The sequence below is a fragment of the Streptomyces sp. NPDC007164 genome (assembly GCF_040634135.1).
Taxonomy (GTDB): domain Bacteria; phylum Actinomycetota; class Actinomycetes; order Streptomycetales; family Streptomycetaceae; genus Streptomyces; species Streptomyces sanglieri.
In genome coordinates this window covers 342101-366278 of record NZ_JBEYFB010000002.1, presented here as the reverse complement: position 1 = coordinate 366278, position 24178 = coordinate 342101, and the positions used below count along the sequence as shown (strand labels likewise).

Annotated in this window: 19 protein-coding genes; 10 read left to right on the top strand and 9 right to left on the bottom strand. The window is 72.4% G+C overall.

Translation table 11 applies throughout. From position 1 onward, the window contains the following. Positions 1–108 precede the first annotated feature (108 nt). The 5 genes from ABZ622_RS06130 to ABZ622_RS06110 form a co-directional block, all read right to left on the bottom strand. On the bottom strand, positions 109–1626 hold the full coding sequence (locus tag ABZ622_RS06130; protein WP_360540853.1) for an NAD(P)/FAD-dependent oxidoreductase: 1518 nt from the start codon (positions 1624–1626) through the stop codon (positions 109–111). 30 nt (positions 1627–1656) lie between these two features. Then, positions 1657–2274: a DUF4126 domain-containing protein gene (locus tag ABZ622_RS06125; protein ID WP_360540851.1), complete on the bottom strand. Its 618-nt coding sequence runs from the start codon at positions 2272–2274 to the stop codon at positions 1657–1659. Between the two features lie 421 nt (positions 2275–2695). Then, positions 2696–3307 (bottom strand): TetR/AcrR family transcriptional regulator, encoded by a 612-nt coding sequence (locus ABZ622_RS06120; RefSeq protein ID WP_360540849.1) that lies wholly within the window; start codon positions 3305–3307, stop codon positions 2696–2698. A 29-nt stretch (positions 3308–3336) separates the two neighbouring features. Beyond that, positions 3337–5424: a YhgE/Pip domain-containing protein gene (locus tag ABZ622_RS06115; RefSeq protein ID WP_360540847.1), complete on the bottom strand. Its 2088-nt coding sequence runs from the start codon at positions 5422–5424 to the stop codon at positions 3337–3339. Beyond that, positions 5396–6214 carry an ATP-binding cassette domain-containing protein gene (locus ABZ622_RS06110; RefSeq protein ID WP_360540845.1) on the bottom strand — a complete coding sequence of 273 codons (819 nt, stop codon included), beginning with the start codon at positions 6212–6214 and terminating at the stop codon, positions 5396–5398. The genes ABZ622_RS06115 and ABZ622_RS06110 overlap by 29 nt, the downstream gene beginning before the upstream one ends. Before the next feature lie 167 nt (positions 6215–6381). On the opposite strand from ABZ622_RS06110, the gene ABZ622_RS06105 reads away from it, so the two are divergent. The 3 genes from ABZ622_RS06105 (at position 6382) to ABZ622_RS06095 (ending at position 8454) form a co-directional block, all read left to right on the top strand. After that, positions 6382–6909 carry an SAV_6107 family HEPN domain-containing protein gene (locus tag ABZ622_RS06105; protein ID WP_360540843.1) on the top strand — a complete coding sequence of 176 codons (528 nt, stop codon included), beginning with the start codon at positions 6382–6384 and terminating at the stop codon, positions 6907–6909. A 102-nt stretch (positions 6910–7011) separates the two neighbouring features. After that, positions 7012–7770, top strand: a complete 759-nt coding sequence (locus tag ABZ622_RS06100) for a methyltransferase (protein ID WP_266916434.1) — start codon at positions 7012–7014, stop codon at positions 7768–7770. Positions 7771–8061: 291 nt separating this feature from the next. Continuing rightward, entirely contained in the window at positions 8062–8454 is a 393-nt protein-coding gene (locus ABZ622_RS06095) for a DUF3040 domain-containing protein (protein WP_266916436.1), read from the top strand. Positions 8455–8824: 370 nt separating this feature from the next. Here the strand turns inward: ABZ622_RS06095 and ABZ622_RS06090 are convergent, their stop codons facing one another. The 4 genes from ABZ622_RS06090 to ABZ622_RS06075 all read right to left on the bottom strand — a co-directional run bounded on the left by ABZ622_RS06090 (position 8825) and on the right by ABZ622_RS06075 (position 14562). After that, the gene (locus ABZ622_RS06090; protein WP_360540840.1) at positions 8825–11335 is read right to left on the bottom strand and encodes a DUF3488 and transglutaminase-like domain-containing protein; all 2511 of its coding nucleotides are present in this window, start codon (positions 11333–11335) and stop codon (positions 8825–8827) included. Continuing rightward, positions 11332–12708, bottom strand: coding sequence for a DUF58 domain-containing protein (locus ABZ622_RS06085; RefSeq protein ID WP_360540838.1), 1377 nt, complete (start codon positions 12706–12708; stop codon positions 11332–11334). Before ABZ622_RS06085 ends, ABZ622_RS06090 begins: the two co-directional genes overlap by 4 nt. Then, positions 12708–13754 (bottom strand): MoxR family ATPase, encoded by a 1047-nt coding sequence (locus ABZ622_RS06080; protein WP_360540836.1) that lies wholly within the window; start codon positions 13752–13754, stop codon positions 12708–12710. Before ABZ622_RS06080 ends, ABZ622_RS06085 begins: the two co-directional genes overlap by 1 nt. Before the next feature lie 244 nt (positions 13755–13998). Then, a complete protein-coding gene (locus tag ABZ622_RS06075; RefSeq protein WP_360540834.1) occupies positions 13999–14562 on the bottom strand; it encodes a carbonic anhydrase in 564 nt (187 codons plus the stop codon). A 380-nt stretch (positions 14563–14942) separates the two neighbouring features. Here ABZ622_RS06075 and rsmH point away from each other — a divergent pair, with 380 nt between their 5' ends. From rsmH to murD, 7 genes are read left to right on the top strand one after another with little or no spacing between them, the layout of a single operon-like run. Then, on the top strand, positions 14943–15908 hold the full coding sequence (gene rsmH / locus ABZ622_RS06070; protein WP_360540832.1) for a 16S rRNA (cytosine(1402)-N(4))-methyltransferase RsmH: 966 nt from the start codon (positions 14943–14945) through the stop codon (positions 15906–15908). A gap of 55 nt (positions 15909–15963) precedes the next feature. Continuing rightward, complete coding sequence (locus ABZ622_RS06065; protein WP_360540830.1) at positions 15964–16551, top strand: septum formation initiator; 588 nt, start codon at positions 15964–15966, stop codon at positions 16549–16551. Positions 16552–16555: 4 nt separating this feature from the next. Beyond that, complete coding sequence (locus ABZ622_RS06060; RefSeq protein WP_360540828.1) at positions 16556–18535, top strand: penicillin-binding protein 2; 1980 nt, start codon at positions 16556–16558, stop codon at positions 18533–18535. Between the two features lie 18 nt (positions 18536–18553). Further along, positions 18554–20281 (top strand): UDP-N-acetylmuramoyl-L-alanyl-D-glutamate--2,6-diaminopimelate ligase, encoded by a 1728-nt coding sequence (locus tag ABZ622_RS06055; RefSeq protein ID WP_360540826.1) that lies wholly within the window; start codon positions 18554–18556, stop codon positions 20279–20281. A 4-nt stretch (positions 20282–20285) separates the two neighbouring features. Further along, positions 20286–21692 carry a UDP-N-acetylmuramoyl-tripeptide--D-alanyl-D-alanine ligase gene (murF, locus tag ABZ622_RS06050; RefSeq protein ID WP_360540824.1) on the top strand — a complete coding sequence of 469 codons (1407 nt, stop codon included), beginning with the start codon at positions 20286–20288 and terminating at the stop codon, positions 21690–21692. Next, entirely contained in the window at positions 21689–22759 is a 1071-nt protein-coding gene (mraY, locus tag ABZ622_RS06045) for a phospho-N-acetylmuramoyl-pentapeptide-transferase (protein ID WP_360540822.1), read from the top strand. The genes murF and mraY overlap by 4 nt, the downstream gene beginning before the upstream one ends. Beyond that, positions 22741–24174 (top strand): UDP-N-acetylmuramoyl-L-alanine--D-glutamate ligase, encoded by a 1434-nt coding sequence (gene murD, locus ABZ622_RS06040; RefSeq protein ID WP_360540820.1) that lies wholly within the window; start codon positions 22741–22743, stop codon positions 24172–24174. The genes mraY and murD overlap by 19 nt, the downstream gene beginning before the upstream one ends. Positions 24175–24178 lie beyond the last annotated feature (4 nt).

Below are 24178 nucleotides of genomic sequence, written 5' to 3'. Positions count from 1 at the left end.
CCGGGGGCCGCGGACGTCACCGCGAGCCGGGTGGGCCACTGCGGGCCGTGGAGGTCACCACGAGCCGGGGGACCACGGTGAATCGCGGGAGTCACTGAGCCGCGGAGCTCACTGGGAGCCGCGGAAGCCGTCGCCCTCCACGATCAGCCCGGCGACCAGCGCTCCGGACATGCCCGCGTGCGCGAGCCCGCCGCCCGGGTGCGACCAGCCGCCCGCGGCGTAGAGCCCCGGCAGCCGGGTGCGATTGCCCGGACGCAGATACGCGCCGCCCGCCCCGGCCAGCGCGGGCGCGGGCACCGAACCGCCCTCGGCGCCGATCTCGGCGGCCGTCTCGGCCGGCGTCCGCACCTCGGTGCGGAGCAGCCGCTCCCGTATCCCGGGCACGGCCGCGGCCGCCGCCTCGATCAGCGAGTCGGCGCACCGCTCGCGCACCGCCGGGTCCGTCCAGTCCACCGCGCCGTGCGGGGCGACCGTCGCCGTCAGCGTCACCGCCTCGTGGCCGTCGTCGGGACGGGTCGACGGGTCGTCGGGGCGCAGCACCGTCACCGTGGGACGCTCGGCGAGCCGTCCGCCGAACACCGCCGCGCGCTCCGCCGCACCGTCGGCCGGGTGCACCACCGTCCGGTGCACGGTGTCCGAGGGCCGGGCGCCGCGCAACGAGAGCAGAACCATGAACCGGCCCGGCACCACCTGGCGCCCGGGGCCCGGCCGCTGCGCCACGTCGTCGTCCTGCCACAGCTCCTGACCCGGCACCAGATCCGGCCACGGCCGGGCCCCCAGCACCACATGACCGGCCTCCGCGACCGTCCCGTCCACCAGCTCTACGCCCGCCGCCCGGCCGTCCTTCTCGACGATCCGGGCCACCTCGGCGCCGAAGACGAACTCCACCTTCCGGGCCAGGCACCGCTCGTACACCGCCTGCGCCAGGGCCCGCATCCCACCGGAGACGTACCAGCTGCCGAACGTCTCCTCCATGTACGGCAGCAGGGCCGCCGCCGCCGGTGCGCGCAGCGGGTCGAGGCCGTACGACAGGGCGTACCCGTCGAGGAGCGCGGCCAGCCGGGGGTCCGTCAGCTCCCACGCGCCGATCTCCGCGACCGTGCCCGCCTGCCGGGCGGAGAGCAGCAGACGGCGCTGCCGGAGCGCCGGATACGGATCGCGGCCGAGCACCTGCCGGTCGGAGCGCAACGGCTCCTCCAGGAGCGGCCGGCGGGACCGGTCCCAGGCATCGCGCGCCCGGTCCAGGAACCCGCCCCAGGCCGCGCCGGCACCGCCACCGAGCGCGCCGTCGAGCGCGGAGACGACCCCGGCCCGCGAGGCGTTCGGCAGCGAGACCGCCGTGCCGTCGGAGAACAGATGGCGGCTCGCCGGATCGACCTGCGTCATCGTGACGCACCGCTCCAGCGGCTCCTTGCCGGTCTTCACGAACAAGTCGCGGTAGACGGCGGGCAGATGCAGCAGCGCCGGACCGGTGTCGAAGACGAAGCCCTCACGGGCGTACCGGCCGACCGAACCGCCGAAGGTCTCCGACCGCTCGTACACCGCCACCCGGTGGCCTGCCACGGCGAGCCGGGCCGCCGCCGCCATCGCGCCCATCCCGGCGCCGATCACCGCAATACGTGCCATGGCAGTGACCTTAACGGCCACCACCGACAGTCACCCCGGCGGCCGGTGCGAACCCGCTCCCGCCAGGCGTTTCTCCTCGCGCCGCTGGGCCCTGCGGCGCAGATACCGGCGGATTCTGGAGGCCAGGAAGGCCACTATGACGATGCCCAGCAGCAACAGCGTCCCCGCGATGACCGCGGCCGCCACCGGATGGAATATCGCGAACGTGACGATCCCGGCGACGCCCAGATCCTCCGCGATGCTCACCGCGATATTGCTGAACGGCTCGGGGGAGGAGTTCACCGCCATTCTGGTGCCCGCCTTCACCAGATGGCTCATCAGCGCCGTGGACCCGCCGATCGCCGCCGCCGCGAGCTCCGGCAGCGAACCGCTCTCGCCGGCCAGCAACGCGGCCACGACGGCACCGGCCAGCGGCCTGATGACGGTGTGCACCGTGTCCCAGACCGAGTCCATGTACGGGATCTTGTCCGCCACCACCTCGCACAGGAAGAGCACGCAGGCCACCACGAGGACGTCGGTGCGTTGCAGCGACGCGGGCACCTCGTCGGTCAGACCGGTCGCGCCGAAGACACCAAGCAGCAGGACCACCGCGTAGGCGTTGATCCCGCTCGCCCAGCCGCTTGTGAACACCAGAGGGAGTACGGACACGGACGTGATGGTAACCAGATGGCGTAACGCCCGGGAGGGGTTCGGTGCGCAGCCCTGAGTATCCGTACTCAGGTGAGGAGATGAGTAGGCGTGCGGATGGGCTCCCACCTGCGCGGACGGGAGAGTGGAACGCACGGAGAGGGGCGCGGCTCCGGCACCGCCGGCACGGGGCGGCGGAACGGTTGCGGCGCTCCCTCCGGCACGAGGGAAAACGGGGGAAGCACGGGGGAGTACGACGGAGGGCCCGGGGCCACGGGGGAGAACGAGGCTACGGGGGAAGGCTCTCCGGCAGCACGGAAGACGCCGGTCCGGCGGAGGCTCGGGGGGATCGAGCCTCGCCGGACCGGCGTCTTCCGTGCTGCGTGCGCCGGTATCGCCACGCGCCGGTGTCGCCACGCGCCGCACCGCCCGGCCGGGCCGGTCAGCGCCCGCTGACCCGCCCGTGCAGGAGCAGTGACAGCGCCGAGTGCACATCGTCGATCGAACGCTCCGGCTGGAACGCCTGCCAGTCCAGTGCCGCCACCAGCACCATGCCGACCAGCGCGGCCGCCGTCAGCGGGATGTCGATCTCCTCGCTCAGCTCACCGTTGCCCACGCCCTCGCGCAGTACCCCCTCGACCACCGCGACGGCCTCCTGACGCACCACCAGGAGGGTGCCCTGCCAGGCCCGGTTGGTGCGCCACAGCTCCGCGACGTACAGCTGGGTGAAGGCCGGATAGCGGTCGATGAAGACCAGACCGGCCCGGATCATCCCGTCCAGGGCCTCGACCTTGGTGCCGCCGCGCTCCTCGGTCTCCTCGGCTGCGGAGCGCAGCGAGGCCGACAGCAGGCCGACGCCGTGGCGCAGCAGCTCCTCGAAGAGCTCGGTCTTGCTCTTGAAGTTGTAGTAGACCGTGCCCTTGGCGACCCCGGCTCGCTCGGCGATCTCGTCCACCGTGGTCGCCGAGAAGCCCTTCTCGGCGATGAGGGTCACGGCCGCCTCGTAGAGCTTCTGCCGGGTGGCCCGCCGACGCGTGGTGCTGCTGCTTTCCATGCCCCCGATTCTCACAGGTTCCGGCGTGCTCACAGGCTCAGCTCCGGGTGGAGCCGGTCCAGGGTCCACACCTGCTTGCGGCGTGCGGCGACCGCGGTCAGGGCGAGCGCCCCTGCTGTGAAGGCCAGCAGCACCGCGCTGCCCTGCCAGACCGGGCCCAGGCCGCCGCCCGTGATCAGCCGGCGCAGCCCGTCGACGATGTAACTCATCGGCAGGTAGGGGTGGATCGCGTTGAAGAACCCGGGGCTGGTCTGGACGGGATACGTTCCCCCGGCCGAGGTCAGCTGGAGCATCAGCACCGCCAGTACGAGGATCCGTCCCGCGGCTCCGAACCGGGCGTTCAGCCACTGCACGATCGCCGCGAAGCAGCAGGTCACCAGCGCCAGGAAGCCGACCGTTCCGGCGGCGCGGGCCATCTGCAGACCGAGCCCCCAGTGCAGTACGGACATCAGGGCGGCCACCTGGAGCAGACCGATCGCGGCCACCGGCAGCCAGCCCGCGAAGGCGATCCGCCAGGCGGAGGCCCCGGCGGCGAGCGCGCGCCGGTTGAGCGGCTGGATCAGCATGTAGGCCACCATCGCGCCGACCCAGAGGGAGAGCGGGATGAAGTACGGCGCGAAGCCGGTGCCGTAGTTGGGGGCCGCGTGCAGCGACTGGGAGGCCAGCTGCACCGGGTCGGCCATGACCCCGGTACGGGCGTCGCGGTCCTTCTTGTCGTAGTCGGGGATCTTGCCGACGCCGTCGTTGAGCCCCTCGGCGAGGGTGGCCGAACCGTCGCCGAGCCGGATCAGCCCGCCGTCCAGGTTCGTCGCGCCCTTCTTGAGGTCGCTCACGCCGGAATCCAGGTCGGCGGAGCCGGTCTTGGCCGTGGCGAGGCCGGTGTGCAGGTCGTCGGCGCCCTTGGCGACCTTGTGGGCGCCGGTGTTGAGCGCGTTGACCTTCTTGACGGCGGACTTCAGGTCCTCGTCCAGACGCGGCGCGTGCTCGGCCAGGTCGTCGGCCTGCCGCTGGAGCGTGGTCAGCTGCTTGCTCAGCTTCTTCAGGTCCCCGTTCTGGTTCGTGACCAGTACGTTCACGTCGTCGGCGACCTTCGCGACATCGGCCGCCGCGGTCGTGGCGCGCTTCAGCGGCGGGCAGATGCCGGGGTCGTCGGGCTGCTGGTCCACGCAACTGGTGCGGTGGATCTCGGTGAGATCGTCGGAGGCGGTGTGGGCGGCGGTGGCGGCGGTGGGTGCCGCCTTCACCAGCAGGTCCAGGTTGTCGCGCACGGTCTTCGAGGAGTCGGAGACCAGCCGGGCGGTGTCGCCGATCGACTTGCCGTTGTCCTTCAGGAACGGGCGGACGTCGGCCGCCACCCCGTTCACCTTGTCGGCGAGCTGCTGGGTGCCGTCGGCCACCTGCCGGGAGCCGGTTTCGAGGTCGCCCGCGCCCTTGTTCAGCTTGATGATCCCGCCGGCCAGCCGGCCGCTGCCGGCCTTGGCGTCCGTCAGCCCGTCCGCGAGATCCTCCGAGCCCTTCTTGGCCTTGCCGATGCCGCCCTTGAGGTCGTCGGCGCCCTTGGCGGCCTTCGCCGTCGCGTCGTGGAGGTCGGAGAAGTTGATGAAGATCCGGTCGTAGAAGCCGCGCGAGGCGTTGGTCGACGCGGCGGTGCGCACCTCGGAGAAGACCGTCCGGGAGATCTGCCCGACGATGTAGTTGTTGGCGTCGTTGGTCCGCACCTGGAGGGCGCCGGTCTCGGGGGAGTTGCCGGAACTGGACGCGATCCGCTTGCTGAAGTCCGACGGCATGGTGAGCGAGAGGTAGTACGTGCCGTCCTCGACGCCCTTGTCGGCCTCGGCGGAACTCACCTCGTGCCAGTCGAAGACCTTGGAGTCGAGGAGCTTGCCGGTGATCTCGTCGCCGGCCGCGACGTGCTTGCCGGAGGCGGTGGCGCCCTTGTCGTTGTTGACCAGCGCGACGGGGATCTTGTCGAGGCGGCCGTACGGGTCCCAGAAGGACCACAGGTACAGCGCGCCGTAGAGCAGCGGCAGGAGCAGCAGTGCGACGAGTGCGGCGCGCGGCAGCTTTCCCCTGCCGAAACGCTTGAGCTCAAGCGCGGCCAGTCTCGGCGAACGCATCGGCCGTTCCTTCCTCGGTCGTGTCTTCCCCGGTCCTGTCTGCCCCGGTCGTGTCTTCCCCGGTCGGGTCGCCCCCGGCAGCGGTGTCCCCGGCGGCGGTGTCCGTGCGCAGGGTGATCGCGTCCTCGGGCGCCTGGCTGCAGACGGCGAGCACGGTGGTGCCACCGGCCGCGACGGACCGCAGCAGCTCCCAGGCCTCGGCGCGTTCGGCGTCGGAGAGCTTGAGATCGGTGTCGTCCACCGCGAGCAGCCGGGGGCCGCCGATCAGCGCGAGGGCGATGGAGAGCCGCAGTGCCTCCAGCCGCTCCAGGTCCCGTACGGAGGTCCGCTCGCCCTTGGGCAAGGTGGCCGGGTCGAGTCCGGCGGCGTCCAGCGCCGCGTCGATCCGCCCCTGGGCGGTGGCGATCCGCTCGGCACGCGGACGCAGCAGGGCGCGCAGCGAACCGTCGAAGCGGCGCTGCAGCAGGGCCCGCTCGCGCAGGTGCTCGGCGACGGTGAAGGCCGGGTCGAGCTCGCTGACTCCCGGGACGGGGCCCAGCGCGGCGATGCGGCGTACGGCGGCCATCTTGCGCGGCAGGCGTAGCCCGCCGATCTTGGCCTGGCCCTCGGTGGGGCGCATCCGGCCGGTGAGGGCGAGCAGCAGGCAGGTGCGGCCCGAGCCGGACGGGCCCTCGATGGCCACCAGCGAGCCGGGTCCGGCATCGACCCCCAGGCCTCGAAAGGCCCAGCCGCGCGGCCCCTTGAGGCCGAAGTCCTCGGCGGTGACGGATGCCCCGTGCGGGCTGTCCACGGCCCCTCCCCTGTTTTGAACTGACCGGTCAGTTCAAAAATGTAGCCCGAACTTGCGAACGAAGCAAAAGGGCAGGTCGGGGCGGGGGCGAGGCCGATTGTCAGTGGTGGCCCCCACGATGGATACATACGGCCACGGAGCCGTTACACGAGACAGGAGGTTTCGTCATGGCCCACTCGTCCGCAGCAGCCGCACCCCGGCGCCGCGCAGACGGCCCTGCCCCCTCACTGACCGGCCCGGCAATCGATGTCCACCCCGTTCTGCGCCGCACCACGGCGCCGCCCGCCGCCCTCGATCTGCTCGCCAAGGCCCGCACGGGCCTCGACGAGGCCGCCGCTCTCGATGTGCCGAACGAGCGGTACGCCACCGCCCACCTCGCAGCGCTGCGCACCGCGGCGGCGGTGCTCGCCGCGCGGGCCCGCCCGGAGACGTCCGGGCGACGCCGGGAGCGCATCCGCAGCGCCTGGGAGGTCCTGCCCGAAATGGCCCCCGAGCTGACCGAGTGGAGCGCGCTCTTCGCCTCCGGCGCCCGCCGCCGGGCCCGCGCGGAAGCCGGGATACCGGGTGCCGCCAGCCGGCGGGACGCCGACGACCTGCTGCGTGACGCGGCGATGTTCCTGCGTCTGGTCGAGCGGCTGCTGGTGCTCCAGCCGGTCCTCCCGCAGGCCAGGAGGGAGCGGCCCGACGCGGGATGACGGCAGCGGCGGTGTGAGGCAATAGGGTGGGAAGCGCTCGTACCACCTGCACTGTTCACGCTCCGCCGTCAGAGGCGGCACCGTGCCGAGGAGTCATCTGCCGTGTCGGACCAGCTGCGCCCCCGCGCCTCCCTCCGTACCGCCGTGGTCTGGGAGGTCCTCAAGGACGCCCTCGACCACCGGGTGAAGGCGACCGGTAGGGACGCCCTGGATGTCCTGGACACCGGCGGCGGCACCGGCAACTTCGCGGTGCCGGTCGCCCGCCTCGGTCACCGCGTCACCGTCGTCGATCCCAGCCCCAACGCGCTCTTCGCGCTGGAGCGCCGCGCGGCCGAGGCCGGGGTCGCCGACCGGGTCCGCGGTGTCCAGGGCGACATCCACGGCCTGTTCGAGGTGGTCGAGCGCGGTGGGTACGACGCGGTGCTGTGCCACGGCGTCCTGGAGTACGTGGACGACCCGGCCGAAGGCGTACGCAATGCCGTGGCGGCGCTCCGGCCGTCCGGTGCGCTCAGCCTGCTCGCCGCCGGGCTCGGCGGTGCCGTCCTGGCCCGGGCGCTCGCCGGACACTTCACCGAGGCCCGGCAGGCGCTCGACGACCCGGCGGGCCGCTGGGGCGAGGGCGACCCGGTGCCCCGGCGCTACACCGCGGAGCAGCTCACCGAGCTGGTCTCCGGTGCCGATGTCGAGGTCGGCGCGGTCCACGGCGTACGGATCTTCGCGGACCTCGTGCCGGGAGTGCTGGTGGACACGGAGCCCGGTGCGGTCGAGGCCCTGCTCAAGCTGGAGTCCGCCGCGGCCGAACTGCCGGCCTTCCACTCGGTCGCGACGCAGCTGCACGTTCTGGGCACCAAGCGCGCCTGAGCGCGGTCCGGTCCGGTGGTAGCTCGGCCGTAGCGCTGCTGATCAGCGACGCAGCAGCAGACGGAGTACGCACCGGGCCCCCCGATCGGGGGCTTCGCCCCGTATGATCGGGGGACACCATCCGGCATGACGGATCGGAGGTTGGGGAATCAACGCCTCAGCAGCTGAGCCGTTGTGGCGGCCCGGACTGGCTGATGGGCAAGAAGGCGGGTTTCACGGGGGCGATTCCCTGCCTATCCTGGAAGGGCCGCATACCGGCCGCCCCCCGCGGCCGACGACGAGGAGGACTCCGTGCCGCTCTCGGAGCACGAGCAGCGAATGCTCGAGCAAATGGAGCGAGCGCTGTACGCCGAAGATCCCAAGTTCGCGACAGCGCTCGAGGGAAGCGGGCTGCGTACGTACACCCGGCGACGGGTCTACCAGGCGGTCGCAGGCTTCCTGGTGGGTATCGCGCTCCTCATGGCCGGAATGGTCGCGCAGCAGATCTGGATCAGCGTGGTGGGTTTTCTCGTCATGCTGGGCTGTGCGGTCCTGGCGGTCACTGGTTGGCGCAAGGCGCCCAAACCGGGCGAGCATCCGGCAGCCGGACGCGGTGGCGAGCGCAGCCGTCCCAGGCAACGCCGGACCGTGATGAACCGGATCGAGCAGCGGTGGCAGCGCCGCCGCGACGAGCAGGGCCAGTAGGCCCTCGGACACACTTGGGTGAGGGGCGGCCGCGCCGACGCGGCCGCCCCTCACGTATGCCCGGGTCCGGTCACTGCGGACGCATGCCGGGCCGCCCGCTTTGCCGGAGCCGGAGCCGGAGCCGGAGCCGCAGGGGCTGGGGTTTCGAGCGGGCGGAGACTTCGGCGGGCGGGGGCCGTACGTGGGCGGCCGGACCGCCGCCGCCGACGTGCAGCCCGGACGTCGGCCGCCAGCCGCTGACCGGGCTGCGCCGCCGACGTGCAGCCCAGCCGCCGACCGTCGGTCGCCGACCGTCGGCCGGGCTTCGCGGGTCAGCTGCCGGAGCCGCGACGGAGCGTGGTCCGCGGCCTGCCGCAGACCACGCCCCCGGTCATCCCTGCTGGCGCGACGGACGCCGCAGCCATCCCGCCCACCGCTCGCGGCCCCACAGCGCCGTGCACCTGCCGGTGAACGCCGCCCAGCGGTCCGCGGCCGCCCAGACCACCCGAACGGCGGAGCGCGGAGCCACGACCGCCCGGATCCGGGCGAAGCGGCCGACGGACGCCCGCAGACCGGCCCGTACCGTCACCACGTCCTCGGCGAGGCCGGTGCTCACCCGGGGCTCCGGGGCGTAGAGCACCTGTTCCACCGCTCCGGCCACCCGGTGCACCGCGTCGGCCGCGTCGGGTCCGAGCCGACCCAGCCGCACCACCCGGTCCGCCGCCCTGCGCGGGGTCCGGGAGTCGTCCGGTTCGATGCCGTGGTCCCAGGCGGTGTCGGTGATCTCCTGCCAGGCCGCCAGCGTCCGGGCCGTGGCGTACTCCGGCGGGCCGGGCTCGATGCCCCGGCCCCGGTCGCCGACGGTGGTGCCCTGCCCCGCAGCCGGCGCTGCGTTCCGGCCACGCACCGGCGTACGCCCGGCGGAGAGACCCAGCCTGCGCCTGCGTGCCCGCAGTCGCCAGAGCAGCGGCAGCAGGGGCAGCGCGAGGAGCACCACGGCGAGCAGGATCACACCGACGACGGTGCCCGTCGGTGTCCCCGAGTCGGTCGGCGGCTTCACGCCCGCCGCCGCCGTGCTGCCGCACTCGCCCTGCTTGCGCATCTGCGCCGGGCAGCTGTCCGGGACGGACGGCGCGGTCGACGGAGCCGCCGAGGCGCCCTTCTCGGGCAGGGCCGGGACGTCCGTGTCGCCCGTGGGGACATTCTGCTGGGTGTACGGCGGCGTGGTGCCCCGCGTCGGGGTCGGCTCGAATCGGGTCCACCCGACGCCCTCGAAGTACAGCTCGGGCCAGGCGTGCGCATCGCGCAGCCCCACCGAGACCGAACCGTCCGGCTGCCCGGTGCCCGGGGTGAAGCCCACCGCGACCCGGGCCGGGATGCCCAGCGTCCGGGCCATCGCGGCCATCGTGAAGGAGAAATGGACGCAGAAGCCCTGCCTCTCCTTCAGGAACCGGGTGATCGCAGCACTGCCGGTGCCCGAGTTCACCGAGGTGTTGTAGCTGAAGCCGCCGTCCGAGGCGAAGTAGTTCTGCAGCTTCACCGCCCGCTCGTAATCGTTGGCGGCGCCCCGGGTCACCTCGTTCGCGGTCTCCTCGACGACCTTCGGCAGCGAGCCGGGAACGCGGGTGTACTCGCGCCGCAGCCCGGCCGGCGCGGGGCCCGTCGAGGCGAGCTGCTCGGCGGTCGGCTCGACCACCAGACTGGAGACCCGGTACTGCGCGCCGCGGGTCGTCTCCCCGCGGTCGCCCACGAGGGTCCGCCCCTCCGGTTCGTACCGCCAGCGCCCGTCGATGCCGACCTCGGTCGCCGGGTAGGGGAGCGGCAGATAGGTCTGCTGGTAGGAGCGGGACGCGGAGATGTTGGACGTGACCTCGGTGACCGCCACGTCCGGGCCGAGGCCCTCCGGGGCCGGGAGCCGCTTGGGCACGTCCTTCAGCCGGCGGGTCGAGGGCCGCCACTCGCTCCCGTTGAACTGGTCCAGGGCCAGGATCCGCAGATAGAAGTCCTGCGGGGCGCCGGAATTGGTGCGGTAGGACATCACCTGCCGGTTCTCCGGCTGGTTCAGATTGTCCTGCAACGAGACCAGAGGGTTCACCGCGGAGATGGTGCCGCCGCCCTTGCCGGCGCTGCCGGTGCCCGTGCCGAACAGCATTCCGCCTTCGAGTGCCGGCAGCGCCGCCGGGACGACCAGCGCGACGCCCAGCGCCAGCGCACCGATGCGGCGCCCGGTACGGACCGGGGCCGTCGGCAGCCGGCTGCCCGAGAGCGCCGCCCCGAGCGCCGGGCCTCCCGGGGACCTGCTGGCCGCGCCGCTGAAGACCCGCCCCCACTGGGAGAGCCGGTCCCGGCCCTCCGCCAGCAGGAGCAGCAGATAGCCACCGGCCGCCAGCAGGAACCAGAGCCAGTCCGCCCCGCCCCCGGACAGCCCCGCGGCCACCGAGTAGAGCGCGAGGAGCGGCAGGCCGGCCGGGGCCGCGCTGCGGAACGTCACCGCGAGGGCGTCCACCACCAGGCCGACCAGCAGCACACCGCCGATCAGCATCAGCCGGATGCCGTCCGTCACGGGAGCCGGGGCGGCATACCTGCCGACGTCCTCGGCGCCCGACACCAGCAGATGCGACAGCCGCTGGACGGCCTCCGGGCCGGGCAGCAGACCGGCCATCGCCTGCTGCCTGGCGAACACCACCGTCAGCAGGACCAGCGTGACCAGCGCCTGCGCCGCGACGACCAGCGCACGGGGCACGGGCGCCCGGCGGACCAGCGCGCCCATGCCGCTCTGGACCGCCAGCAGGAACGCCGCCTGCAGGATCCACCCGGCCGGCTCGACCAGCGGCAGCATCGAGGCCGCCGCCATCAGCGTCGCCGCAAAGGCGCACAGCGCCAGCCGACCACGACCGCTCATGACCATCCCCCGGTGAAACCCGTCGTGCCCGCCGCGGCGGACTGTGCCGCCACGCCCTGCTGCCCCGCCTGCTGCCAGTACTGGGCGAGCCCGGCCCCGGGCGAGACCGCCACCGCCGTCCACCCCGATTCCCGCAGCAGTCGCAGCCGCCGCTCGGACGCCCCCTCCGCCCCCGCGGGCGGGACGTCGCCCTGCACCCAGTCCGGGCTGGACAGCACGAACGCGACGGCGCCGCCGCTGCGCTGCCGCATCCGCGCCGCCACCGCCGCCTGCTCCTCGTCCAGATCACCGAAGAACGCGATCAGCAGCCCCTCGTTGCCGCCGCGCATCACGTCGTACGCGCGCGACAGACCACTGCCGTCGGAGTGGTCGACCACGGCCAGCGTGTCCATCATCAGACCCGCCGAGTCGGCGGACTCCTGCGTCGATCCGGCGAAACCGCCCGCGCCCTCGCCGGGCACCGCGGTCCCGTCGTCGGTCAGCAGCCGGACGGCGAAGCCGCGCTCCAGCATGTGCACCAGCGCGGACGCCGCCCCGGCCACCGCCCACTCGAAGGCGGAGTCGGGCCCCGCCCCCTGGTAGGCGATCTGCCGGGTGTCCAGCAGGACCGTGCACCTGGCCCGCTGCGGCTGCTCCTCGCGGCGCACCATCAGCTCGCCGTAGCGCGCGGTGGAGCGCCAGTGCACCCGGCGCAGATCGTCGCCGTGCCGGTAGCCGCGGGGGATCACGTCGTCGTCACCGGCCAGCGCCAGCGAACGCTGCCGTCCCTCGCCGTACCCCGACGCCTCTCCGGACAGCCGCACCGGCGGCAGCGGCTCGGTCCGCGGAATGACGACGAGGGTGTCGTACGCACTGAACGAACGGGTCAGCTCGCACATCCCGAACGGATCGCTCAGCCGCAGCTGCAACGGCCCGAGCGGATAGCGCCCGCGCAGATCCGAGCGCACCCGGTAGGACACCTCGCGACGGCCGCCCGCCTCCACCCGGTCCAGCACGAACCGGGGCCGCGGCCCGAGCACATAGGGCACCCGGTCCTGGAGCATCAGCAGCCCGGTGGGCATCCGCGACACGTTCTCCATCCGCAGATGGACCCGCGCCTCCGAGCCCGCCGGGACCCGGGACGGCGAGAGCCGCCGGGTGCCCGCGACCCGGTAACGGGTGCGGACGAGCACCACCACACAGACCAGCGGCAGCGCGGCGAGCAGCAGCCCGACCCGCAGCAGATCCGCCTGCCCGAGCACATAGGCGCAGACCGCCGCGGCGACACCGGCCGCCAGAAAGGACCGCCCACGCGTGGTCAGCCCGCTCAGCGCGGCCCGCAGAGCGCCCTTCTCGCCGCCGTCTTCCATCGCGGCCGGCCCCCCGGCGGTCATCACACCCGCCGTGCGCCGGGCTGCTGCCGGCCGTACGGCACCCGGCCCGGCTGATGCTGCGGCTGCACCTGGGCTCCGCCGTCCGCGGTCGGGACCGGTGTCTGCTGGAGGATCTCCTGCACGACCTGCTCGGCGGTACGGCGGTTCAGCTGGGCCTGCGCCGTCGGCAGCAGGCGGTGCGCGAGCACCGCGACCGCCAGCGCCTGAACATCGTCCGGCAGGCAGTAGTCCCGGCCGCTCAGCGCCGCGGAGGCCTTCGCCGCGCGCAGCAGATGCAGGGTGGCCCGCGGCGAGGCGCCGAGCCGGAGATCGGGATGACTGCGGGTGGCCGCGACGAGTTCCACCGCGTACCGCCGCACGGCGTCGGCCACATGGACCGTGCGCACCGCGTCGATCAGCTTCACGATGTCGTGGGCGTGCGCCACCGGCTGGAGGTCGTCGAGCGGCGGGAGGCCGCCGTGCACATCGAGCATCCGCAGCTCGGCGTCCGCACTCGGATAGCCGATCGAGACCCGCGCCATGAACCGGTCGCGCTGGGCCTCGGGCAGCGGATAGGTGCCCTCCATCTCCACCGGGTTCTGGGTGGCCACCACCATGAACGGATCGGGCAGCTCGTAGCTGTGCCCGTCGATGGTGACCTGACGCTCCTCCATGGACTCCAGCAGCGCCGACTGGGTCTTCGGCGAGGCCCGGTTGATCTCGTCGCCGATCACGATCTGGGCGAAGATCGCGCCCGGTTTGAACTCGAAGTCGCGCCGCTGCTGGTCGAAGATGGACACACCGGTGATGTCCGAAGGCAGCAGGTCCGGCGTGAACTGAATGCGCCGCACCGAACAGTCGATGGACCGTGCCAGCGCCTTGGCCAGCATCGTCTTGCCGACCCCGGGGACATCCTCGATGAGGAGGTGCCCCTCCGCCAGCAGTACGGTCAGCGAAAGCCGTACGACCTCAGGCTTGCCCTCGATCACACTCTCCACCGACCTGCGCACCCGCTCCGCGGTCGTGGTCAGATCTGTGAGGCTCGCTCGATCGTCATAGGTCGTCACCCGGCCCTCCTCGGCCCTGCCCCACGCTCTCCAGGAGCAGTGGGGTACCCCATTCACGGGCCGGCGCGCACGCAGCGGTCCGGCCCACCCCGAAACACGGACACCCCTTCGGACACGTCCGTCGGGATGCCACACGCGCATTCTCGTTGCCGTTACCGCTTCGTGTCACTCGCCTGCGGACAACTGGGGGCGAAATGCCGGTTTCGATGAGGTTTTCGGTGCCTGGCGGGTGGTGCCCGGGAGGTCAGGAGACGGGAAGGATCTCCCGCAGCAGGCCGCTGGTCACGTCGAAGACGAAGCCGCGGACGTCGTCGGTGTGCAGCAGGAACGGCGAGGTGCGGACCCGCTGCATCGACTGCCGGACGTCCTGGTCGGCGTCCTTGTAGGCCTCCACCGCCCAGGCCGGCCGCTGGCCGACCTCCATCTCCAGCTCCTGCCGGAACTCCTCGGTGATCGACTCCATGCCGCAGTTGGTGTGGTGGATCAGTATCACGCTGCGGGTGCCGAGGGCCCGCTGGCTGATCGACAGCGAACGGATCACGTCGTCGGTGACCACGCCGCCCGCGTTGCGGATGGTGTGGCAGTCGCCCAGGGCCAGGCCGAGCGCCTTGTGCAGGTCGAGCCGGGCGTCCATGCAGGCGACCACGGCGACGCGCAGCACCGGCTTGGCGTCCATGCCCGGGTCTTCGAATGCGGAGGCGTACCGGACGTTCGCCTCGACGAGACGGTCGGTGACCGTGCCCCCGTCACGGGCCTGGTCGGCATCGTTCGAGGAAGACCGGACGGGGGAGTGCGCGGAAGTCGACATGGATACGACGTTAGCTCCCGCACCTGCCCCCGTCGTGCTGTGAGAAGGGACAAAGAACGTCAACGAGGCTTGTTGTGAGGTAACCCACAAGCCTCGCAACCGTTCGTCCGGGCGGGTGCACAGGGGGCCCGGCGACGCGCTGCCGGGTTGATTGATCGGGAATCGATCGAATGGCAGGGTGGACTAAAGTGACGGGAAGTTACCGACACCCTGCACATTCCGTAGATTTCCCCTGTGTGTGCGGCGTACGTACGGGCCCGGCCCTCTCCCGCTCGCGGTCGGCCGACGCCCCTTCCCCGGCGCCGGCCCGCCTCCCCTTCTGAGCGGGCGGGGACCAGGCCGTACGTGCGGCCACACGGGACCTGAGCCTGAGAGGGCGCATGAGCCAGACCCGACACGTCCCGGTGATGCTCCAGCGATGCCTGGACCTGTTGGCCCCGGCTCTTGAGGCGCCGGGACCGCAGGCGCCCGTGGTCGTCGACTGCACCCTCGGCCTCGGCGGTCACAGCGAGGCGCTGCTCTCCGCCTTCCCCTCCGTACGGCTGATCGGCCTGGACCGGGACAAGGAGGCGCTGCGGCTCTCCGGCGAGCGGCTCGCCCCGTACGGCGACCGGGCCACCCTGGTGCACGCCGTCTACGACGAACTGCCCGAGGTGCTCGCCAGGCTCGGCATCCCCAAGGTCCAGGGCGTCCTGTTCGACCTCGGCGTCTCCTCCATGCAGCTGGACGAGGCCGGCCGCGGGTTCGCGTACGCCCAGGACGCCCCGCTCGACATGCGCATGGACCAGACGACCGGCATCGGCGCGGCCGAGGTGCTCAACACCTATCCGCCGGGCGAGCTGGTGCGGATCCTGCGGGCGTACGGCGAGGAGAAGCAGGCCAAGCGGATCGTCTCCGCCATCGTGCGCGAGCGCGAGAAGGAGCCGTTCAGCAACAGCGCCCGGCTCGTCGAGCTGATCCGTGACTCGCTGCCCCAGGCGGCCAAGCGCACCGGCGGCAACCCCGCCAAGCGGACCTTCCAGGCGCTGCGCATCGAGGTCAACGGCGAGCTCAGCGTCCTGGAACGGGCCATTCCGGCGGCCGTGCAGAGCCTCGCGGTCGGCGGCCGGATCGCCGTTCTCTCGTACCACTCGCTGGAGGACCGGCTGGTCAAGCAGGTGTTCGCGGCGGGCGCCGCCACCACGGCGCCGCCCGGACTGCCGGTCGTCCCCGAGCGCTACCAGCCCCGGCTGAAGCTGCTGACCCGCGGCGCGGAACTGCCCACCGAGGAGGAGGTCGCCGAGAACCGGCGGGCCGCCCCCGCCCGGCTGCGCGGCGCCCTGCGGATCCGCGAGGAGGAACGATGAGCGCCCGGCCTCCCGGTACCCGGACCCGGAAACCGGCGATGTGCGGGGCGGCGCGGTGAGCAGACCCGCCGGGCAGCTGAAAGGGCGCGCCGCGCGGCTCGCCCGGCTGCTGCCGTCCGGGCCCAGCAACGCGGCCCGTACGCCCTTCGTCCTGCTGGTCGTGGTGCTGCTCGGCGGCGGCCTGATCACGCTCCTGGTGCTCAACTCGGCCCTCAACGAGGGGTCGTTCAGACTGAGCGAGCTGAAGAAGCGGACCACCGAGCTCACCGACGAGCAGCAGGCCCTCCAGCGCGACGTCGACAACTTCTCCAAGCCGGACGCCCTGGAGCGGCGCGCCCGCGAGCTGGGCATGGTGCCCGGCGGCAGCCCCGCCTTCCTGAACCCGGACGGCACGGTCCGCGGCGTACCTGCCGAGACCACCGCCGAGCCCGTCCCGCCGCCGCAGCCCAAGAGCAGTGCGCCGGTGGCGCCCCCCGTGTCCGCGTCCACCGCCGCCGGCGCCCCGGCCCCGCCCGCCCCGTCACCGTCGGCCACGCCTTCGGGCGCCGCCGCGCCCAGCACCTCCGCGACCAGCACCGCCGCGATCCCGGCCGCCGGGACGCGTACCCCGGCAGAACAGACCCCGACGAGCCCCGGCAGGTGACACAGTGCCGCCCAAGGAACCACCGCGCCGCCGGGTCCCCGGCCCCGCACGCCCGCGCAGCGCCGCAGGCGGCCAGGGGCGCCCCCGGCCCGCCGCCCGCCGCTCCACCCCGGCACCGCGCCCCCGCCCGCCCCGCAACCGGAGCGCGAGCCCGCTGCGGCTGGGCAGCCCGCGCCCCCGGCTCCGCCTGGTCAGCCTCGCCCTGACGCTCGTCATGCTGGCGTTCGTCGTCCGGCTGCTCCAGGTCCAGGCCGTCGACGCCGCCGCATACTCCGCCAAGGCCAAGGAGAACCGCTACCTCAGCTACACGATCGCCGCCGAGCGCGGCGAGATCACCGACCGCAGCGGGATCGCCCTGGCCACCAGCGTCGACGCGTACAACATCACCGCCGACCCCTCGATGTTCACGCCCGGGTTCAGTAAGGCCCCCGACGCGCCCCGGCAGGCGGCGGCGCTCCTCGCCCCGATCCTCGGCACCGACGCCACCGAGCTGACCCGGAAGCTGTCCGGGAAGGGCCGCTACGTCGTCCTGGCCCGTCGGCAGACCCCGCAGGTCTGGAACCAGATCAAGGACCTCAAGTCCGTCTTCGCCGAGAAGGCCGGCAAGGACCGGGCGAGCGGCGGCGCCGGAGCCAATGTGCTGGCCGGCGTCTTCCAGGAGGCGACCACCAAACGGGTCTACCCCAACGGGGGCCTCGCCGCCGGGATACTGGGTTACGTCAATGCCGACGGCAAGGGCGCGGGCGGCCTCGAATCGCAGCTGGACAAGGAGCTCGCGGGCGAGGACGGCAAGATCAGGTACGCCCAGGCGGGCGGCCGCCGGGTGCCCACCGCGGGTACCAAGGAGGTCCCGGCCGTCCCCGGCGCCGACATCGAGCTGACCATCGACCGCGACATCCAGTGGGCCGCCCAGCAGGCCATCAGCGACCAGGTGAAGAAGTCCAAGGCCGACCGCGGTTACGTGGTCGTCCAGAACACCAGGACCGGCGAGGTCCTCGCCATGGCCAACGCTCCCGGCTTCGACCCCAACGACCTCTCGCAGGCCGACGCGGCGTCGCTGGGCAACGCGGCCCTCCAGGACGTCTACGAGCCCGGCTCCACCAGCAAAGTCATGTCCATGGCCGCCGTGCTGGAGGAGGGCGCGGCCACCCCGGGCACCCATGTCACCGTCCCCAACCGGCTGCACCGCGGCGACCGGCTCTTCAAGGACGACATCGACCACCCCACCTGGTACCTGACGCTCAACGGCGTACTCGCCAAGTCCAGCAACATCGGCACCATCCTGGCCACCGGCGAGCTGGGCAGGACGCAGGCCGAGGCCAACAAGGTCCTCCACTCCTACCTGCGCAAGTTCGGGATCGGTTCGCCGACCGGTCTCGACTACCCGGGCGAGACCCCCGGCATCCTCGCCGAGCCCGAGGACTGGTCGACCTCGCAGCAGTACACGATCCCGTTCGGCCAGGGCCTCTCGCTCAACGCCATGCAGGCCGCCTCCATCTACTCGACGATCGCCAACGACGGGGTCCGCGTCGCACCCACGCTGGTACGCGGCACCAAGGGCGCCGACGGGCGGTACGAGGCCACCGCACCGCCCGAGCGGACCAGGGTGGTCAGCGCGAAGACCGCCAAGGCGCTCGCCACGATGCTGGAATCGGTGGTCGGCGACGAGGAGGGCACCGGCACGAAGGCCAAGATCCCGGGCTACCGGGTGGCGGGCAAGACCGGTACGGCCAACCGGGTCGACCCGGTGCGCGGCGGCTACCACGGCTACACCGCCTCCTTCGCGGGCTTCGCGCCCGCCGACAAACCGCAGATCACCGTCTACTGCGCGATCCAGAACCCGACCACGGGCAGCTACTTCGGCGGCCAGATCTGCGGACCGATCTACAAGCAGGTCATGGAGTTCGCGCTCAAGACTCTCCAGACCCCACCGTCCGGCAGCGGGCCAGCCCGGCTGCCGGTGTCCTTCAAGCCCGGCGAGTGAACTCGGGGAAACCATCCAGTGACAACCATCACGCCCGATCCCGGGAACCGGAACGGGAACCACCAGAACCCCGGCCCCTCACTTCGCGAGAGGCCGGGTGCGCCCGGTACGCTCACCGCCGTGCCCCACGCTGATCAGTCCCAAACCACCCAGAAGGCCGCCCCTGTGAACTACCCGGGAGCGCCCCGCCCGGACCGGATCGGGCCGACCGCGCTCGGCGAACTGGCAGCCCGGCTGGGCGTCGAGCCGCCGGGACCCGGCGAGGTCACCGGCATCACCCACGACTCCCGGGCGGTACGCCCCGGCGACGTCTACGCGGCCCTGCCGGGCGCCCGCTTCCACGGCGCCGACTTCGCCGCCCAGGCGGCCGGTCTCGGCGCGACGGCGATCCTCACCGACCCGGCGGGCGCCGAGCGCGCCGCCGCCACCGGGCTTCCGGTGCTGGTCACCGAGGATCCGCGCGGCCGGATGGGCGAGCTCGCCGCGGAGATCTACGGACGGCCCGGCGCCGACCTCCTCCAGATCGGCATCACCGGAACGTCCGGCAAGACCACCACCGCCTATCTGATCGAGGGCGGCTTCCGCGGCGCCGGGCGCGCCACCGGGCTCATCGGCACGGTGGAGATGCGGATCGGCGACGAGCGCATCAAGTCCGAGCGCACCACCCCCGAAGCCACCGATCTGCAGGCCCTGTTCGCCGTCATGCGCGAACGCGGCGTCGACTCGGTGACCATGGAGGTCTCCAGCCACGCCCTGGTGCTCGGCCGGGTCGACGGCTGCGTCTTCGACGTCGCGGTCTTCAACAACCTCAGCCCGGAACACATGGAGTTCCACTCCGGGATGGAGGACTACTTCCAGGCCAAGGCACAGCTCTTCACCCCGGCCCGCAGCCGGCAGGGCGTCGTCAACCACGACGACGAGTACGGCCGCAGGCTGATCACCGAGGCGTCCGTCCCGGTCGTCACCTTCTCCGCCGAGGGCCACCCGGACGCCGACTGGCGCGCCGAGGACATCGAACTCGGGCCGCTCGGCTCGACCTTCACCGTCGTCGGCCCCAAGGACGAGCGGATCGCGGCCAGGGCCCCGTTGCCCGGCCCGTTCAACGTCGCCAACACCCTCGCCGCGATCGTCACGCTCGCCGTCGCGGGCATCGACCCGCAGACCGCCGCCGACGGCGTCGCGGCCGTCCCCGGCGTCCCCGGCCGGCTGGAGCGCGTCGACGCCGGACAGCCCTACCTCGCGGTCGTCGACTACGCGCACAAGACCGACGCCGTCGAATCCGTGCTGCGCTCCCTGCGGACGGTCACCGAGGGCCGGGTGCACATCGTCCTCGGCTGCGGCGGCGACCGCGACACCACCAAACGCGGCCCGATGGGCGCGGCGGCCGCCCGCCTCGCCGACACCGCCGTACTGACCTCCGACAACCCCCGTTCCGAGGACCCCCTCGGAATCCTCGCCGCCATGCTCGCGGGCGCCGCAGAAGTGCCCGTCCACGAGCGGGGCGACGTCCTGGTCGACGCCGACCGGGCCGCCGCCATCGCCGCCGCCGTCGCCCGAGCCGAGCCCGGTGACACCGTGCTGATCGCCGGCAAGGGCCACGAGCAGGGCCAGGACATCCACGGCGTGGTACGCCCCTTCGACGACCGCGTGGTCCTGCGCGCGGCCATCGAGCGGTCCCTGGGGCACGAGCGCACCGAGAGCGCCGGCCACCGCGCCCACACCCACGAGAACAACAGTCAGGGATGACCAAGTGATCGCCCTTTCCCTCGCCGAGATCGCCGAAATCGTCGGCGGGCAGTCGCACGACATACCCGATCCGGCAGCAACCGTCAGCGGGCCGGTCGTCATCGACTCCCGGGAGGTGACGCAGGGCAGCCTGTTCGTCGCCTTCGCCGGTGAGCGGGTCGACGGCCACGACTACGCGCAGCGCGCCGTCGAGGCGGGCGCGGCAGCCGTGCTGGCCGCCCGCCCCGTCGGTGTTCCGGCGATCGTCGTCGACGACGTCGTGGCCGCACTCGGCGCGCTCGCCCGCGCTGTCGTGGGCCGCCTCGGCACCACCGTCGTCGCCCTCACCGGATCGGCCGGCAAGACTTCCACCAAGGACCTCATCGCCCAGCTGCTCGAACGCAAGGGGCCCACCGTCTACCCGGCGGGCAACCTCAACAACGAGATCGGCCTGCCGCTCACCGCACTGCGCGCCACCGAGGACACCCGCCACCTCGTCCTCGAAATGGGCGCACGCTACATCGGCGACATCCGCTACCTCACCGAACTCGTCCCGCCCCGCGTCGGCCTCGTCCTCAACGTCGGCACCGCCCACATCGGCGAGTTCGGCGGCCGCGAGCAGATCGCCGTCGCCAAGGGCGAGATGGTCGAGTCGCTGCCCGAGGACGGCACCGCCGTACTCAACGCCGACGACCCGCTCGTACGCGCCATGTCCTCCCGCACGAAGGCCCGGGTGCTGTTCTTCGGCGAAGCCGCGGATGCGGACGTACGGGGCGAGAAGGTCCGTCTCACCGACGACGGACGCCCCGCTTTCCGGCTCCACACACCCACCGGGTGCAGCGACGTGACCATGCGCCTGTACGGTGAGCACCACGTGTCGAACGCGCTCGCCGCGGCCGCCGTCGCCCATGAGTTGGGCCTGTCCGCAGACGAGATCGCCGAAGGGCTCTCCGAGGCGGGCACCCTCTCCCGCTGGCGCATGGAGGTCACCGAGCGTCCGGACGGCGTGACGTTCGTCAATGACGCCTACAACGCGAACCCCGAATCCATGAAAGCCGCGCTGCGCGCGCTGGCCGCCATGGGGAAGGGCCGGCGTACGTGGGCGGTGCTCGGCCAGATGGCCGAGCTCGGCGACGCCTCGCTCGCCGAGCACGACGCGGTCGGGCGGCTCGCCGTCCGGCTCAACGTCAGCAAGCTCGTCGCGGTCGGGGGCAGAGAAGCCTCCTGGCTGCAACTGGGCGCATACAACGAGGGTTCGTGGGGTGAGGAGTCGGTGCACGTGTCCGACGCACAGGCCGCGGTCGACCTGTTGCGCAGTGAACTGCGCCCGGGAGACGTCGTGCTGGTGAAGGCGTCCCGGTCGGTCGGCCTGGAGCAGGTCGCCATGGCACTGCTGGAGAACGCGTCCGAGGGCGAGGTCACCGGCCGATGAGGCAGATCCTCTTCGCGGGGGCCATCGGGCTCTTTCTGACCCTGGTCGGAACTCCGCTGCTGATCAAGCTGCTCGCCCGCAAGGGATACGGGCAGTTCATCCGGGACGACGGCCCGCGGACCCACGGGTCCAAGAAGGGCACGCCCACCATGGGCGGCATTGCCTTCATCCTGGCGACGATCATCGCGTACATCGCGGCGAAGCTGATCACCGGCGAGGAGATGCGATTCTCCGGCGTGCTGGTGCTCTTCCTGATGGCCGGAATGGGCCTCGTGGGCTTCCTCGACGACTACATCAAGATCGTCAAGCAGCGTTCGCTGGGCCTGCGGGCCAAGGCGAAGATGACGGGCCAGCTGATCGTGGGCATCGCCTTCGCGGTACTCTCGCTCCAGTTCGCGGACAAGCACGGCAACACCCCGGCCTCCGACCGGCTGTCGTTCGTCGCGGACTTCGGCTGGTCGATCGGCCCGGTGCTGTTCGTCGTCTGGGCGCTGTTCATGATCCTGGCCATGTCCAACGGCGTGAACCTGACGGACGGTCTGGACGGCCTGGCCACCGGTGCCTCGGTGATGGTCTTCGGCGCGTACACCTTCATCGGGCTGTGGCAGTTCCAGGAGTCCTGCGTCAACGCGGACACCCTGACCAATCCCAACGCCTGTTTCCAGGTACGCGACCCACTCGACCTCGCGGTCGTCGCCTCGGCGTTGATGGGCGCCTGCTTCGGCTTCCTGTGGTGGAACACCTCGCCCGCCAAGATCTTCATGGGCGACACCGGTTCGCTCGCCCTCGGCGGCGCCCTCGCCGGTCTGGCGATCTGCTCCCGCACCGAGTTCCTGATGGCCATCCTCGGCGGCCTCTTCGTGATGATCACCATGTCCGTGGTCATCCAGGTCGGATCCTTCAAGATGACCGGCAAGCGGGTCTTCCGGATGGCACCGCTCCAGCACCACTTCGAACTCAAGGGGTGGTCCGAAGTCCTTGTCGTGGTCCGCTTCTGGATCATCCAGGGCATGTGCGTGATCGTCGGACTCGGACTCTTCTACGCGGGATGGGCAGCCGAGAAGTGAGCAACCAGGACTGGCGGGGCAAGCACGTCACCGTCGCGGGACTCGGAGTCTCCGGAATCCCGGCGGCCAAGGTGCTGCACGGCCTCGGGGCCGTCGTCACCGTGGTCAACGACGGGAGCGACGAGCGTTCCCGCACGCAGGCCGCGGAGCTGGAGGCGCAGGGCATCGCCGTGCGCCTCGGCGACGGGGCGACCCTGCCCGAGTCCACCGAGCTCATCGTCACCACCCCGGGCTGGCAGCCCGACAAGCCGCTCTTCACCGCAGCCGCCGAGGCGGGCGTCCCCGTCTGGGGCGACGTCGAACTCGCCTGGCGGCTGCGGGGCCCCGGCGCGGCCCCCTGGCTCGCGGTCACCGGCACCAACGGCAAGACCACGACCGTACGGATGCTCGCCTCGATCCTTCAGGCGGCGGGGCTGCGCACCGCCGCCGTCGGCAACATCGGCGTCTCCCTCCTGGACGCGGTCCTCGGCGACGAGGAGTACGACGTACTCGCCGTCGAGCTGTCCAGCTACCAGTTGCACTGGGCGCCCTCGCTGCGCGCCCACTCCGCCGCCGTCCTCAACCTGGCCCCCGACCACCTCGACTGGCACGGCTCCATGGCGGCGTACGTCGCGGACAAGGGCCGGATCTACGAGGGCAACCAGGTCGCCTGCGTCTACAACGCGGCCGACCCGGCGACCGAGGACCTGGTCCGCGAGGCCGATGTCGAGGAGGGCTGCCGGGCCATCGGCTTCACCCTGAACACGCCGGGCCCGTCCCAGCTGGGCGTCGTCGACGGCATCCTCGTCGACCGCGCCTTCGTGGCGAACCGGCAGAAGCAGGCCCAGGAGCTGGCCGAGGTCAAGGACATCGACCCGCCCGCCCCGCACAACGTCGCCAACGCCCTCGCGGCCGCGGCCCTGGCCCGTGCCTTCGGCGTCGAGCCCGCGGCCGTACGCGACGGGCTGCGGGCCTTCCGCCCCGACCCGCACCGCATCGAGCGCGTCGCGAACGTCGCCGGGGTCGCGTACGTCGACGACTCCAAGGCCACCAACACCCATGCCGCAGAGGCGTCGCTGGCGGCCTACGACCCGATCGTCTGGATCGCCGGCGGTCTCGCGAAGGGGGCCGCCTTCGACGAGCTGGTGACCGGGGCGGCCGGGCGGCTGCGGGGCGTCGTACTGATCGGCCGGGACCGGGAACTGATCCGGGAAGCCCTCACGCGACACGCCCCCGAGGTCCCGGTGGTCGACCTCGACCGGACCGACACTGGGGCGATGTCCGAGGCGGTCCGCGAGGCGGCACGGCTCGCCCGGCCGGGAGACACCGTACTGATGGCCCCGGCCTGCGCCTCGATGGACATGTTCGTCAATTACAACAAGCGGGGCGAGGCGTTCGCGGACGCGGTCCGCGCACTCGCCGCCGAGAGCGCCTGACGGG

Bases quoted from the DNA above. Each gene is read 5' to 3' on its own strand.
- ABZ622_RS06130 (WP_360540853.1), bottom strand. From the start codon at position 1,626: ATGGCACGTATTGCGGTGATCGGCGCCGGGATGGGCGCGATGGCGGCG.
- ABZ622_RS06120 (WP_360540849.1), bottom strand. From the start codon at position 3,307: ATGGAAAGCAGCAGCACCACGCGTCGGCGGGCCACCCGGCAGAAGCTC.
- ABZ622_RS06115 (WP_360540847.1), bottom strand. From the start codon at position 5,424: ATGCGTTCGCCGAGACTGGCCGCGCTTGAGCTCAAGCGTTTCGGCAGG.
- ABZ622_RS06105 (WP_360540843.1), top strand. From the start codon at position 6,382: ATGGCCCACTCGTCCGCAGCAGCCGCACCCCGGCGCCGCGCAGACGGC.
- ABZ622_RS06090 (WP_360540840.1), bottom strand. From the start codon at position 11,335: ATGAGCGGTCGTGGTCGGCTGGCGCTGTGCGCCTTTGCGGCGACGCTG.
- ABZ622_RS06085 (WP_360540838.1), bottom strand. From the start codon at position 12,708: ATGACCGCCGGGGGGCCGGCCGCGATGGAAGACGGCGGCGAGAAGGGC.
- ABZ622_RS06075 (WP_360540834.1), bottom strand. From the start codon at position 14,562: ATGTCGACTTCCGCGCACTCCCCCGTCCGGTCTTCCTCGAACGATGCC.
- rsmH (WP_360540832.1), top strand. From the start codon at position 14,943: ATGAGCCAGACCCGACACGTCCCGGTGATGCTCCAGCGATGCCTGGAC.
- mraY (WP_360540822.1), top strand. From the start codon at position 21,689: ATGAGGCAGATCCTCTTCGCGGGGGCCATCGGGCTCTTTCTGACCCTG.
- murD (WP_360540820.1), top strand. From the start codon at position 22,741: ATGGGCAGCCGAGAAGTGAGCAACCAGGACTGGCGGGGCAAGCACGTC.